This is a genomic window from Streptomyces sp. NPDC051315 (genome assembly GCF_044455165.1).
GTDB lineage: Bacteria > Actinomycetota > Actinomycetes > Streptomycetales > Streptomycetaceae > Streptomyces.
Map to the genome: position 1 here is coordinate 139,735 of NZ_JBITEN010000001.1, position 13,613 is coordinate 153,347.

10 protein-coding genes are annotated in these 13,613 nt (G+C 72.9%); 3 read left to right on the forward strand and 7 right to left on the reverse strand.

From position 1 onward, the window contains the following. Positions 1-259: 259 nt before the first annotated feature. Complete coding sequence (locus ACIBBD_RS00645; RefSeq protein WP_399417052.1) at positions 260-2,056, forward strand: AMP-dependent synthetase/ligase; 1,797 nt, start codon at positions 260-262, stop codon at positions 2,054-2,056. A gap of 28 nt (positions 2,057-2,084) precedes the next feature. Here the strand turns inward: ACIBBD_RS00645 and ACIBBD_RS00650 are convergent, their stop codons facing one another. After that, positions 2,085-3,671, reverse strand: a complete 1,587-nt coding sequence (locus tag ACIBBD_RS00650; RefSeq protein ID WP_399417053.1) for a GMC oxidoreductase — start codon at positions 3,669-3,671, stop codon at positions 2,085-2,087. 252 nt (positions 3,672-3,923) lie between these two features. Continuing rightward, positions 3,924-5,066 (reverse strand): glycosyltransferase family 4 protein, encoded by a 1,143-nt coding sequence (locus tag ACIBBD_RS00655; protein ID WP_399417054.1) that lies wholly within the window; start codon positions 5,064-5,066, stop codon positions 3,924-3,926. A gap of 132 nt (positions 5,067-5,198) precedes the next feature. On the opposite strand from ACIBBD_RS00655, the gene ACIBBD_RS00660 reads away from it, so the two are divergent. Next, a complete protein-coding gene (locus ACIBBD_RS00660) occupies positions 5,199-6,437 on the forward strand; it encodes a glycosyltransferase 87 family protein (protein WP_399417563.1) in 1,239 nt (412 codons plus the stop codon). A 69-nt stretch (positions 6,438-6,506) separates the two neighbouring features. On the opposite strand, the gene ACIBBD_RS00665 is transcribed toward ACIBBD_RS00660, so the two are convergent. Further along, positions 6,507-7,820, reverse strand: coding sequence for an MATE family efflux transporter (locus tag ACIBBD_RS00665; RefSeq protein WP_399417055.1), 1,314 nt, complete (start codon positions 7,818-7,820; stop codon positions 6,507-6,509). 111 nt (positions 7,821-7,931) lie between these two features. Here ACIBBD_RS00665 and ACIBBD_RS00670 point away from each other — a divergent pair, with 111 nt between their 5' ends. Continuing rightward, on the forward strand, positions 7,932-8,462 hold the full coding sequence (locus tag ACIBBD_RS00670) for a PadR family transcriptional regulator (RefSeq protein ID WP_399417056.1): 531 nt from the start codon (positions 7,932-7,934) through the stop codon (positions 8,460-8,462). A 28-nt stretch (positions 8,463-8,490) separates the two neighbouring features. Here the strand turns inward: ACIBBD_RS00670 and ACIBBD_RS00675 are convergent, their stop codons facing one another. The 4 genes from ACIBBD_RS00675 to ACIBBD_RS00690 form a co-directional block, all read right to left on the reverse strand. Next, entirely contained in the window at positions 8,491-9,702 is a 1,212-nt protein-coding gene (locus ACIBBD_RS00675) for a hypothetical protein (RefSeq protein WP_399417057.1), read from the reverse strand. Between the two features lie 64 nt (positions 9,703-9,766). Continuing rightward, the gene (locus ACIBBD_RS00680; protein ID WP_399417058.1) at positions 9,767-10,783 is read right to left on the reverse strand and encodes an NlpC/P60 family protein; all 1,017 of its coding nucleotides are present in this window, start codon (positions 10,781-10,783) and stop codon (positions 9,767-9,769) included. Between the two features lie 226 nt (positions 10,784-11,009). After that, positions 11,010-12,044, reverse strand: coding sequence for an NlpC/P60 family protein (locus ACIBBD_RS00685; protein ID WP_399417059.1), 1,035 nt, complete (start codon positions 12,042-12,044; stop codon positions 11,010-11,012). A gap of 211 nt (positions 12,045-12,255) precedes the next feature. Beyond that, on the reverse strand, positions 12,256-13,599 hold the full coding sequence (locus ACIBBD_RS00690) for an NYN domain-containing protein (RefSeq protein WP_399417060.1): 1,344 nt from the start codon (positions 13,597-13,599) through the stop codon (positions 12,256-12,258). Positions 13,600-13,613: the final 14 nt, after the last annotated feature.

Below are 13,613 nucleotides of genomic sequence, written 5' to 3' on the forward strand. Positions count from 1 at the left end.
GGTTACTGGCCAGTCAGTAAGCGGATGAACTACTGTGCGTCAGGAAAAGCAATCTGTGTGACGCAGCGAACATCTCGCCGGGACCCCCTGTCGAAGAAGCCATACCGGCGGGTAACGTCCGGGCAGTCCAGTCGTGCTCAGGTTTTCAACCAGCGGGCCCTCAACCCGCCGGTGACCCCCGAGCACCAGCCCGAGCCTTGGACCGCACCGTCGCATCACACAACGTCGTGGCGCCGGCGCCCTATGAGGAGCAGCAGTCTTGCGCGAGTTCAGCCTTCCGGCTTTGTACGAGGTCCCTGCGGACGGCAATCTGACCGACATCGTCCGCAGAAACGCCGCGCAGCACCCGGACGTCGCCGTCATCGCCCGCAAGGTGGCAGGCACCTGGCAGGACGTGACCGCCACGGCCTTCCTGACCGAGGTGCACGCCGCCGCCAAGGGTCTCATCGCCTCCGGTGTCCAGCCGGGCGACCGGGTCGGCCTGATGTCGCGCACCCGCTACGAGTGGACCCTGCTCGACTTCGCGATCTGGTGCGCGGGCGCCGTCACCGTGCCGGTGTACGAGACCAGCTCGCCGGAGCAGGTGCAGTGGATCCTCTCCGACTCGGGCGCGACCGCCTGCGTCGTCGAGCTGGACAACCACGCGGCCGCCGTCGAGTCGGTGCGCGACAGCCTGCCCGCCCTGAAGCACGTCTGGCAGATCGAGGCCGGCGGCGTCGAGGAGCTCGGGCGGCTCGGCCAGGACGTCTCGGACCAGACCCTCGAGGAGCGCGGCTCGTTGGCGAAGGCCGACGACCCGGCGACCATCGTCTACACCTCCGGTACGACCGGCCGGCCCAAGGGCTGTGTCCTCACCCACCGCAGCTTCTTCGCCGAGTGCGGGAACGTGGTGGAGCGCCTGCGGCCGCTGTTCCGCACCGGCGAGTGCAGCGTCCTGCTCTTCCTGCCCCTCGCGCACGTCTTCGGCCGCATGGTGCAGATCGCCCCGATGGTGGCGCCGATCAAGCTGGGCACGGTCCCGGACATCAAGAACCTCACCGACGAACTGGCCTCCTTCCGGCCGACGCTGATCCTGGGTGTGCCGCGCGTCTTCGAGAAGGTCTACAACTCGGCGCGTGCCAAGGCGCAGGCGGACGGCAAGGGCGCGATCTTCGACAAGGCGGCGGACACCGCGATCGCGTACAGCAAGGCGCTGGACACCCCGTCGGGGCCGTCGATCGGGCTGCGGATCAAGCACAAGGTCTTCGACCGGCTGGTCTACGGCAAGCTGCGCGCGGTGCTGGGCGGTCGCGGCGAGTACGCGATCTCCGGCGGCGCCCCGCTGGGCGAGCGCCTGGGCCACTTCTTCCGCGGCATCGGCTTCACGGTCCTGGAGGGCTACGGCCTGACGGAGTCCTGTGCGGCGACCGCCTTCAACCCCTGGGACCGGCAGAAGATCGGCACGGTCGGTCAGCCGCTGCCGGGCTCGGTGGTCCGCATCGCGGACGACGGGGAGGTGCTGCTGCACGGCGAGCACCTGTTCAAGGAGTACTGGAACAACCCCGGCGCGACCGCCGAGGCGCTGGCCGACGGCTGGTTCCACACCGGTGACATCGGCACCCTCGACGAGGACGGCTACCTGAGGATCACCGGCCGCAAGAAGGAGATCATCGTCACCGCGGGTGGCAAGAACGTCGCTCCGGCCGTGATCGAGGACCGCATCCGCGCGCACGCCCTGGTCGCGGAGTGCATGGTGGTGGGCGACGGGCGGCCGTTCGTGGGCGCGCTGGTCACCATCGACGAGGACTTCCTGGGCCGCTGGGCCTCCGACCACGGCAAGCCGGCCGGCTCCACCGCGGCGTCGCTGCGCGAGGACCCGGATCTGCTCGCGGCGATCCAGGCGGCGGTCGACGACGGCAACGCCGCGGTGTCGAAGGCGGAATCGGTGCGGAAGTTCCGCATTCTCTCCTCCCAGTTCACGGAGGACTCGGGCCATCTCACGCCGTCGCTGAAGCTCAAGCGCAACGTCGTGGCGAGGGACTTCGCGGCGGAGATCGAGGCGATCTACACCAAGTAGCGGGGTTCGGCCACCTCCTGGCGGTGTCTCATGGCGCGGTGTCCTCGGCGAGGACCCGCGCCATCGTGCGTTCGGCGAGCGCGGTGATGGTGACGAACGGGTTCACCCCGATCGAGCCGGGCACGAGCGAGCCGTCGGTGACGTACAGCCTCGGGTAGCCCTTCACCCGGCCGTAGTCGTCGGTCGCCCTGCCCAGCACACAGCCGCCGAGCGGGTGGTAGGTGAAGTCGTCGGCGAAGACCTTGCCGGACGAGCCGAACAGGTCGTACCGGTAGATCGTCGAGTTCGCCGAGTTGATCCGGTCGAAGAGCTTCTTGGCCATGGCGACGGAGACGGCGCTCTGCGCGGCCGTCCAGCCGAGCCCGACCCCGTCCGTGGCGCTGTCGTACGTGAAGGACGCCCGCTGCGGGTTCTTGGTGATCGCCAGGTAGAGGCTGACCCAGTGCTCCAGTCCCGTGGGCAGCGGGGCGATCTCCGCGAAGACGGGGTTGGCGGTGTTGGCCCAGTCGTCGATGCCCATGACCGGCATGGTCGACTGGTGGGCGCCGACGGTGTCCCACAGGTGGTTGGCCCGCCCCAGCATCACGTTGCCGTTGGTCCCCCAGCCGGTCCCGACGCTCGCGTCGAGCGCGGGCAGGGTGCCCGTCTCCCGAGCGCGGACGAGGAGTTCGCTGGTGCCGACGCTGCCGCCGCCGAGGAAGAGGTAGGTGCAGCCGTACTGCTTGGTCTCGACGACCTTCCCGGTGACGTCGATGCGGTCGGCGGTCAGGACGTATGTGCCGTCGGCGGCCCGGGCGATCGTGCGCACCTGCTCCAGGGTGTGGACCGTGACGTTGCCCGTGCCGAGCGCGGAGGCGAGGTACGTCTTGTCGAGGCTGCGCTTGCCGTGGTTGTTGCCGTAGATCACCTCGCCGGCGAGCGCCGACCTCGTCGCCGTACCGGCCGCCTCGCGCCGCATGTGGCCGAAGTCGTAGACGTTGGGCACGAAGGTGGTCCTCAGGCCGGCCTTCTGCGCGTGCGCCCGGGAGACCCGCGAGAACCGGTACCACTCCGTCGACTCGAACCAGGCGGGGTCGACGGTGTTGACGCCGAGCATCGAACGGGCGCGCGGGAAGTACGTGGTGTACATCTCGGTGACGTCGACGGTCGGGAACTGCTCGGCGAAGTAGGACGGGAGCGGGGTGACGGCCATCCCGCCGTTGACGAGGGAGCCGCCGCCCACCCCGCGCCCGACGTACACGGACATGTTCGCGAAGTGCACGCGGTCCAGGACGCCGGGGTAGGGGCTGATGTCCCTGTTGACGACGTCCAGCCAGAGGAAGGTGGCCAGCGGCGCCTCGGTGCGGGTGCGGAACCACATGGAGCGGTGGTCGGGGGCGGCGGTGGAGCAGAAGACCTTGCCGTCGGGTCCGGCCGTGTTCCACAGCCCGCCCATCTCCAGGACGAGGGTGCGGATGCCGGCCTGCCCGAGGCGCAGGGCGGCCACGGCACCGCCGTAGCCGGAGCCGACGACGATGGCGGGGGCGGAGTCGGCCGCGTCGGGCTCGGCCTCGCGGGCGGACTGGAGACCGACGCGGGTGAAGCCGAGGGTGGCCGCCGTCCGGAGGGCTGCCATACCGAGGATGTGACGTCTCGTCAGCTGACGCTGCATCAATTTTGCTGTCATGTGCCGCAGCATGGGCGGATTTTCCGGTTCCGCCAAGGGTTCCGCCGCGCTGCGGCGCCATCGGGGGCGCCCGGCCCCCGTCCCGCACGGCCCCGGACGGCGCCCTCCGGGGCGCCGACGGCTCGTCCCGCACGCCGCGGGTCCGCCTACCTCGTCGCGCGGTTCCCCGCGCCCCGCGGGGCGGCGCCCCGCGGCGGGCGCCTACAGCAGCTCCCTCAACCGCTCCGCCAGCAGATCCCAGCGCCACTTCTCCTCCACCCACTGCCGGCCCCGCTCCCCCATCCGACGGCGCAGCTCGGCGTCGCCGAGGAGGGCGACGATCCGCTCGGCGGCCTCCTGGGGGGAGCCGCCCCGCACGACCCAGCCGGTCTCACCGTCGAGCACGGCGTCGGGGGCGCCGCCGGAGTCGCCGGCGACGACGGGCAGCCCGGTGGCGGAGGCCTCCAGGTAGACGATGCCGAGCCCCTCGACGTCGAGCCCGCCCCGGCGGGTGCGGCACGGCATCGCGAAGACGTCTCCGGCGCCGTAGTGGGCGGGCAGCTCCGACCAGGGCACCGACCCGGTGAAGCGCACGGAGTCCGCGACCCCGGTCTCGCGCGCCAGCCGGCGCAGGTCCCGCTCGTACGGCCCGCCGCCGACGATCAGCAGCACGGCCTCCGGCTCGGCCGCCAGGATGCGGGGCATGGCGAGGATCAGCGTGTCCTGGCCCTTGCGTGGCACGAGCCGCGAGACGCACACCACCACCGGCCGGTCGGTGAGCCCGAGCCGGGCCCGGACCTCGTCCCCGCCGGAGCCCGGATGGAACGTCTTCTCGTCGACGCCCGGCGGCAGCTGCACCATGCGCCCGGCCGCCTCGGCGCTCAGCGCGGTCGCGATCCGCGAGCGCGTGTACTCCCCGAGGTAGGTGATCGTGTCCGTGGCCTCGCCGATCCGCCCCAGCAGCTGCCGGGCGGCGGGCAGCTGCGCCCATCCGGCCTCGTGCCCGTGCGTGGTGGCCACCAGCCGCTCGGCGCCGGCCTTCCTGAGCGCGGGCGCCATCAGTCCGAGCGGCGCCGCCGCCCCGAACCACACCGAGGTGCAGCCGTGCTCCCGCAGCAGCCCGGTCGCTCGCCGGGTCGCCGCCGGCGTGGGCAGCAGCATCGTCGTCCGGTCGCGGACGACGGTGAAGGGCTGCTCGGCGTCGAAGGCGGCCGTCGCCTCGGCGCCCTCGCGGCCGCGCTTCCAGGTGGACGCGTAGACGACGAGCCGGTCGGGGTCGAGCCGCAGGGCCATGTTGTGCAGGAACGCCTGGATGCCGCCGGGACGGGGCGGGAAGTCGTTCGTCACGATCAGGGTCTTGTGCATCGCCGCCGACCTTATCCAATCCGTGTTCACGGGCGCCCTCGGCCGCGTTGCGGGGCCCTCGCACAGCCGGGCGCGGAATCATGTGGCCCCATACCCCGCACAAGCGGATGAACAGGGGCGGACGTGGAGTTCATGGACGGCGAGCGGGCCCGGACCAGCCCGACCGGGCCGCTGGTCACCTGGGGCGTGACCCGGCTCGCGCTGCTGCTCTGCGTCTTCAGGGTGGTCGTCCTCCCCGGCCCGGACGTCACCACCGACGTGTCCGTCATCTACCAGGGCTGGTACGACGTCCTGCGGACCGGAACGTTCCCGCGGGGCGACGTCACCTGGCAGTACCCGCCCGCCGCCGCCCTCGCGATCCTCTCCCCCGCCCTCCTGCCCTTCCTCGACTACGCGTCGGCCTTCTTCGTCCTGGCCCTCCTCGCCGACCTGGCGGTCCTGCTCCTGCTGCGGGGCGCCGGCCGGCGCCCCGGCAGGTCGTCGCGGGGCGCGTGGGTCTGGGTGGCGGGCCTTCCCCTGCTCGGCCCGACGGTCTACGCCCGCTACGACGTGACGGTGACCGCGGTCGCGGTGGCCGCGTTGCTCGCCGGGGCCCGGCGCCCGGGGCTGATGGGAGCGCTGGCCGGCATCGGAGCGCTGCTGAAGGTGTGGCCGGCGCTGCTGCTGGCCGGCGCGGTGGGACGGCGGGCCCCGGGTGCGGCCGTGGTGACCGCGGGCGCGCTGTCCGGTCTGTTCGCGCTGGCGATGCCGGGCGCCTTCGACTTCCTCGCCTTCCAGCGCGACCGGGGCACCGAGGTGGAGTCGCTGGGTGCCCTCGCCCTCCATGTGGCCCGGCACCTCGGCTGGCGGGGCGAGGTGCTGCTGCACTACGGCTCGGTGGAGTTCCTCGGCCCGTGGGTGGACGTGGTGAGTGACGCGGCCGTCGGGCTGACCGCGGCCGCGTTCGGCTGGCTGCTGCTGTGGCGGCTGCGGGCGGGACGGTTCGCGCCGCACACGCTCGCGGACTCCGCCCTCACCGCCGTCCTGCTGTTCACCACCACCAGCCGGGTGATCAGCCCGCAGTACCTGGTGTGGCTGGTCGGTCTGGCGGCCGTGTGCCTGTGCTTCCGGTCCTCCCGGATGGGTCCGCCCGCCGTGCTGGTGCTGGCCGCGTCCCTGGTGACGGTGCTGGAGTTCCCGCTCTTCTTCCGGCACGTCGTCGCGAGCGACCCCCTCGGCGTGTCCCTGCTGTTCCTGCGCAACGGCCTGCTGGTGGCGGCCACGGTCACCGCGGCCGTACGGCTGTGGCGCTCCACCGTGCCCGGACCCGGCCCCGCGGCTGCCCTCCCCGGCCGGACCCCCCGGGCCCAGGAGAGGTCCGTCTCCCCCTGACCCCCCTCCCGCGCGGTTGGCTCCCCGCCACGCCCGCCGACGCGCGCCGACGCACCGCCCGCCGCGCCATCAGGCCGCCCGCGCCCACGGCACCCCCGTCTCCTCCCGCCCCCACGTCCGGCGCAGCAGTACGCCCACCACCGCGCACTGCACCGCCATCGCGAGCGCCAGCGCCAGGCACACCCCCGGCAGCCCGAGCCCCGACAGGCCGTGGGCGAGCGGGAGCTGGACGGCGGTTCCGAGGACGGTCACCCGCAACAGCGCCGGCGCTCCCCCGCCGCCCTCGAAGACCCCGCCGAGCGCGATGAAACCCGCCATCAGCAGCAGGTAGGGCCCGACGCAGCGCAGGAACAGCACGCCCTCGCGGGCCACGGCGGGCCCCGCTCCGAACGCGGCCATGATCCAGGGGGCCGCGGCCGCCACCAGCAGGGCCGCCACCAGCCCGACCGCGCCGGACACGAGCAACGCCTGCCGACCGATCGCCCCCCGCTCGTCCCGCCCCGCGCCCCGGGTGTGCGCGGTGTGGATGGAGGCGGCCTGGCGCACGGCGTAGAAGGCCATGGTCGCGACGTACAGGACCTTGTACGCGATCGCGTACGCGGCCACGGCCGTCACCCCTAGGCGCGCCACGACGGCGACCAGCCCGAGCGCGCCGGCCTGCCGCACGGTGAAGTCGAGGGACATTGGCAGTCCGGTCGTCAGCGTCCGCCGCAGCGGGGTTCCGGTGTGCGGGGCGCGCCCGGCCGAGCGCAGCAGGGCGTTGCGGCGCAGCGCGAGCAGCCCCGCGCCGAGGGCGACGCCGCGGCACAGCACGGTGGAGGCGGCGGCGCCCGGGACGCCGTAGAGGTGGATGAAGAGCGGGTCGAGGGCGAGGATCAGGCCGTTGGCGAGCAGGGCGAGCCGCATCGGGGTCCTGGTGTCGCCGGTGCCCTTGAGGATGCCGTCGACGAGGTTCTGCGCGAAGAAGACGGCCATGCCCGGCATCGATATCGCGAAGTAGGCGACGGTCAGGGGCAGGGCGGGGCCGTCGTCGCCGCCGAGCACCAGCCGGGCCAGCGGCTCGCGCAGCAGGAATCCGCCCACGGCGACCACGGGCGTCACCACCGCGCACAGCGCCCAGCCTCCCCGTACGGCCGCGCGCACGGCCCCCGGATCGCGTGCGCCGCGCGCGTGGGCGATCAGCACGGTCGTCCCGGAGGCGAAGACCAGGGCGACGCCGAGCAGCACGTTCTCGGTGTTGGTGGCGACCGCCACGGCGGCGACCGCGGGGCCGCCCAGCCGGGACACCCAGACGGTGTTGATGAGCCCGGCGGCGACGGAGGCGAGGAGGGAGAAGTAGACGGGACGGGCGAGAGCGACGAGCTGTTTGCGGTGACTGTTCACGACCGGGACTCTCCAGGGGGCTAAAGGACCTCTTATCGAGCTATCTCGAATCGAGGTAGCTCGATAAGAGGTAACATGGCGGCACGGTCACCGCAAGGAGGAGCCCGCGCGATGCTGGAACTGTCGATCCTCGGCTTCCTCGCCGAGCAACCCCTGCACGGCTACGAACTGAAGGAGCGCATCAGGGCACTGAGCGGGCACGTCCGACCGGTGAGCGACGGCGCGCTCTACCCGGCGATCACCCGGCTGGTCACGGCCGGCAAGCTCGACCAGCACACCGAGGAGGGCGCGGGCGCGGCCCCGCGCCGGGTGCTGTCCCTGACGGACGCCGGCCGCGCGGACCTGCTGGAACGGCTGCGCCACCCGAAACAGACCGAGATCAGCGACCAGGTCCGCTTCAACACCCTGCTCGCCTTCCTGCGCCATCTGCCCGACCGGCACGAGCAGGCGGCGGTGCTGCGCCGCCGCCTGGACTTCCTTCAGGCACCGTCGAGCTTCTTCTACCGGGAGGGCGAACCCGTACGGGCGGAGGAGGCCGAGGACCTGTTCCGGCAGGGCATGCTGCGGGTGGCGCGGGCGACGGGCCAGGCCGAGCGGGCCTGGCTGCACGAGGCGATCGCACACCTGGAGCGGACCGGCTGACCGGCACGGCCCGCGCCCGGCCGGCCGGTCATGCCAGCTGGTCGCGCAGGTACTGCCGCCACTCGGCGGTGAAGTCCGTCACCGTCGTCCCCAGCACGCCCCGCATCGCGCCCTCGACCGCCCCGTCCCGTTTCCCGTGCTCTTCGACGGCCCGGTAGAACGCCTCCAGCCGCTCCTCGCCCCACTGCTCGGCGATCATCCGGCAGGCCAGCCAGCCGCCCTCGTACGCCCGTGCCAGCCGGTCCGCGTCGCCGGCGAAGCCGAAGTCGCCGTCGGCGGGCAGCTCCCCGGGGACCTCCCCCCGGGTGACGGCGCTCTCGAGGTCGGGGGCGGCCTGCTTCGGGGTGCGCCCGGTGCCGCGGTAGCCGACCCAGTCGGCGTAGCCCTCGGACAGCCACAGCGGGGTGGCGGCGTTGGTGTGGGCGCGGGTGGCGACGTGGGTGGTCTCGTGGGTGAGCACGACCTGCTGCCCGACCGGGCCGAGCACGCCGTACGCGTCCGGGTTGACGATGACCCGGTCCGCGGGCGTCCGGTCCGCACCGCTCGTCTCGCCCGTGGTGACCGCCGCGATCCCCCGGTAGGAGGAGGCGGGCGAGCCGAGCAGCGCCGCCATGCCGTCCAGCGACTTCGGTACGAGCAGGACGACGTGCCGTGCCCAGTCCGTCCCCCAGGCCCGCGAGACCGCCGGGACCGCGCGGTCGGCCAGGTCCGCGAAGGTCCGCAGCCGTGCGCCGCTCTGCCCGACGCCCAGGACGAGACTGTGCGCGCCCCGGACCACGGCCACCGTGCCCTGGTCCCACAGCTGTCCCCCGGCCTTCTGCGCCGGCTGCTCGGAGAGCACGGTCCACCGCCCGTCCGCGTCACGGCTCAGACGCACCGTGCGGGAAACGGTCACCGGGGCCCGGTCGTGCTCCTCGATGCGGTAGCTGAGCTCCGCGTCGGCGGTGGCGGTGTCGCCGGCGCGGTGGACGGCGGTCACCCGGTACGACCAGGCGGCCAGCGGCACGGCCCGCAGGCGGGCGTATCCGGCGCGTTCACCGGTGGCGGCGTAGGCGTCCGCGTCGTGGGCCAGCACGGCGGCGGCCCGCCGGTCGAGCACCCGCTGCACATCCGCCCGCACGCTGTCCGTCGCGGACCGTCCCCCGCACCCCACCAGCAGGGCGAGCAGCAGCACCGGGAGGACGAACGGCCACCCCAGCCCCACGCCCCGGGATCCGCACGCCCACCCTCGACCAGCCATCCTCCCGATCGTACGGCGCCCCACCCGGACCGGACCCCGCCCGCCCGACGGCCGGCGGGCACCGTCAGGGCCGGGTCACCGCCGAGACCGGCATCATCCCGACCGGGTCGTAGCGCACGGGCGCGCCCGGATAGGGGGCGTGGATGACCTGCCCGTTGCCGGCGTACATACCGACGTGGCCGGCGTCGGAGCGGTACGTGACGAGGTCACCGGGCCGGGCCTGGGAGAGCGGGACCCGCCGCCCGGCGTGCGCCTGGGCCTGCGAGGTCCGCGGGAGGGAGACGCCCGCCTGGGCGTACGACCACTGCATCAGGCCCGAACAGTCGAAGCCGGAGGGGCCGTTGGCGCCCCAGACGTACGGCTTGCCGAGTGCGGAGCGGGCGGCGGCCAGGGCGGCTGCCGCGCGACCCGAGGCCGGTACGGCGGCCCCGGAGCCGGGCACGCCGGAGCGGCCGGAGCGGGAGGCGCGGTCGTAGGCGGCGCGCTCCGCGGACGGCAGGGAGTCGAGCAGCTGCCGGGCTCTGGCGAGCTTCTGCTCGACGGTCCTCTTGTGCCGTGCGACGGCCCTGCGGCTCTTCTCCAGCTGGCCGAGCCTGCGGGTGGCCTCGGCGCGCTCCTGGGCGAGCTCGCGCAGCGCGTCCTGGAGGTCCTTCAGCTCCCCGGCCTGGTGGGTGGTGATCCGGTCGAGGACGGAGGCCTTGTCGAGGTAGTCGTCCGGGTCGTCGGAGAACAGCAGCGCCAGGGACGGGTCGAGACCGCCGGAACGGTACTGCGCGCCGGCCAGCGCGCCGAGCTGCGCGCGCAGGTCGTTGATGCGGTCCTGCCGGCGGGCGATCCGGTCCTGGGAGTCGCCGACCTGCCGGCGCAGCGCGCCGGCCTTCTCCCCGGCCTCGTTGAAGGCCTCGGTGGCCTTCTCGGCCTCCTCGTACAGCCGGTCCACCGCGGCGCGGGTGTCGTCGTGCGGCGCGGCCGGGGCCGGTACGGCGGCGGACACGGTGCCGAGGGCGGCTGCCGCGACGGACAGGACGCACAGGGCGCCCCGGTCGAACCCGGACGGTGCAAGGCGGCGATAGGACCCCACGGGAAGCCGCGCTCCTTCCACTGGCGGACAGAGACCGTCTCCCGCGGCGCGCGGCCGGGGGAAACGCGGCAGACAGTAGCCCCGCGACGGGGAGCCCACCAAAGATGTCCGGTGACCACGCAACGTGACGCCCCGCCTCTGACGCAGGTCATGGGCGGGGCGTGGGGTCAGTTCACGTCGTCGTGATTCGCCCGTTCGGGCGGTGCGGTGCCGTGATCCCGAGGGCTCAGATCCGGACGCCGAACTGGAACGGCATGTTGTTGATCGACTCGTAGCGCACGACGGTGCCGGTGCGCGGGGCGTGCAGCACCTGGCCGTTGCCGGCGTAGAAGCCGACGTGGTGCAGGTCGCCGTAGAAGATCACCAGGTCACCGACCTTGAGGTCGGCCTGGGAGTAGATGCGCGTACCGGCGTTGGCCTGGGCCTGGGAGGTGCGCGGGATGCCGACGCCGGCCTGGGCGTAGGCCCAGGAGGTCAGGCCCGAGCAGTCGAAGGAGGAGGGGCCGGAGGCGCCGTAGACGTAGGGCGAGCCGATCTTGCTCTGGGCGGCCTGGAAGGCGGCGAGGGCGCGGCCGGAGGCGGAGCCGGTGTTGCCGAGGTCGACGCGCTCACCGGCGTCCCGGCTGGCGCGGGCGTCGGCGGCGGCGAGCTCGGCCTTCTCCTCGGCCGTCAGCGTGTTGAGGAGCTTCTGCGCCTCGGCCAGCTTGGCCTGGACTTCCTTCTTCTTCTTGCCCAGCTCGGTCCGGGTGGAGGCGAGGTCCTTGAGCTTGTCGGACGCCTCGGAGCGGTCCTGGGCGAGCTCGCGCTGCTTCTCCTGGATCTTCTTCAGCGCCTCGACCTGCTGGGCGCTGAGCTGGTCGGCGGTGGACGCCTTGTCCAGGTAGTCGTCCGGGTTCGACGACAGGAAGAGCTGGAGGGAGGAGTCGATGGTGCCGGTGCGGTACTGGGCGGCGGCCGCGAGACCGATGCCGTCGCGCAGCTCGTTGAGCTCTTCCTGACCGCGGGCGACGTTGTCCTGGATGGTGGAGATCTCCTTCTGGAGCGTCTCCTGCTTCTCCTTGGCCCCGTTGTACTTCTCGGTGGCCTGCTCGGCCTCTTCGTAGAGCTTGTCGACCTTGGCCTTGACCTCGTCCTTGGTGGGCTTCTCACTCGGGGCGGCGTTGGCCGCCTGCGAGCTCAGGGCGACAGCTGCTGCGGCCGCGGTGGTCAGCACGGTCACACGTGCCCGACTCGGCTGCTTGGGTCGACGGTGGGACGCCACGGAGGACGAGCTCCTTCTTGTGAGTGATCACTCGTGCGGAGGTTCGATGGCAGACCCTAGTGACCATCCTGTGATCACTTCAAATCCTGTCACCAAAAAAGTCGGCGACGCAACGCATTCTTTACGCCCAACCCACATGGGGTGACGGCAGGTTGACACTACGTTGCGTGACGATCCCGCCAATTCGGGCAATGAGCTTTTACGTTGAACTTCAGGTCAGTCGCTTGAGGAGTACCGCAGAAGCGACAGGACGCGCCCCCGCCCTGGCGACCCCGTCGGCCACCTCACGGTCGGTCGAGGCGACGATGACCGGCCGGCCGGGCGGCTCGGCCCGCACCAGCTGACGGATCAGCTCGTCGGCGGTGACGCCCGCCTTGGAGAACAGCACCCGCACCCCGCGCGGCGGCGCGAGCAGCACCGGCGCGGCCAGTTCGGCCCCGTCGAAGACACAGGTGACCTCGGCCCCGGTCTGCGCGGCGAGCTGCGAGAGCTGGCCCAGCAGCCGCAGCCGCTGCTTCTCGAGCGGCATCTGCGGATAGCCGGTCTTGGTGACGTTGTAGCCGTCGACGACGAGATGCGCCTGGGGCAGGGCGAGCAACTGGTCCAGGATCGCGGGGTCGTTCTCGGACAGAGCCCGCGCCGCGATGTCCTTCGGGGTCATTCGTCCCGGTTCGACCGCGTCCACGGTCTCCGCGGGACGGACGGACACCGGCGGCAACGCCAGTTCGCGCCGCAGCCCTTGGGCCGCGTCCAGCACGGTGTCGAGCAGCAGCCGCAGCCGCATGTCCTCGACGCTGCGCCCCTCGCGCGCCGCCCGCCGCGCCGCCTCCAGGGCGGCCTCCGCCTCCCCCAGCCGCGCCTTCAGCCGTCGTGTCTCGCTCTCCGCGGCGGACACCTGCGCCTGCCCCTCGGCGCGTACGGCCTCGATCTCGCCCTGCACCTTGCGCAGCGCGGCCTCACCGCGCTTGACGTCACTGAGGGCCGAACGCAGCTTGCGGTGAAGCGAGTCCGCTTCCTTCTTCGCGGCCTCCAGCTCGGCCCGCAGCCGTTCGGTCTCGGCGCGGGTCTGCTCGCGGGCCTGGGAGAGCTGCTCGCGCAGCCGCTCCAGCTCCGCGCGGCTCTCCTCGTCGGCGCGCTCGGCGTCGGCCCGCTGCGCCTCCTCACCGGCCGCGGTCACCAACTTCACCCAGCCGGTGGGCCTCAGCACGTAGGCCGCGGCCGCCACATCGAGCGGATCCGCGGCCGGGGGCGGCGAGCCGGAGTCGAGGGCGCCGGCCAGCTCCGGCTGGGCCTCTCTGAACTTCTCGGCGATGCGCTGCCGGAAGAGCGGATCCGTCTCCAGCGCGGCCGCCATCGCGTTGCCCGCGAACTTGGTGCGCCGGTTCGGGGCGAAGCGGGCGTACTGCCGCAACTGGGCGGGCAGTTCCCCGACGGTCAGCCCGCCGAAGCCGTCCGAGACGATCTGGACGACCCGGCGGCGCACGCCGTCGGGCAGCGGACGGTCGAGCACCTCAGCGGCGCCGTCGCCCGGCCCCCCGCCTGCGCTCTCCACCATCCGTCACACCCCAA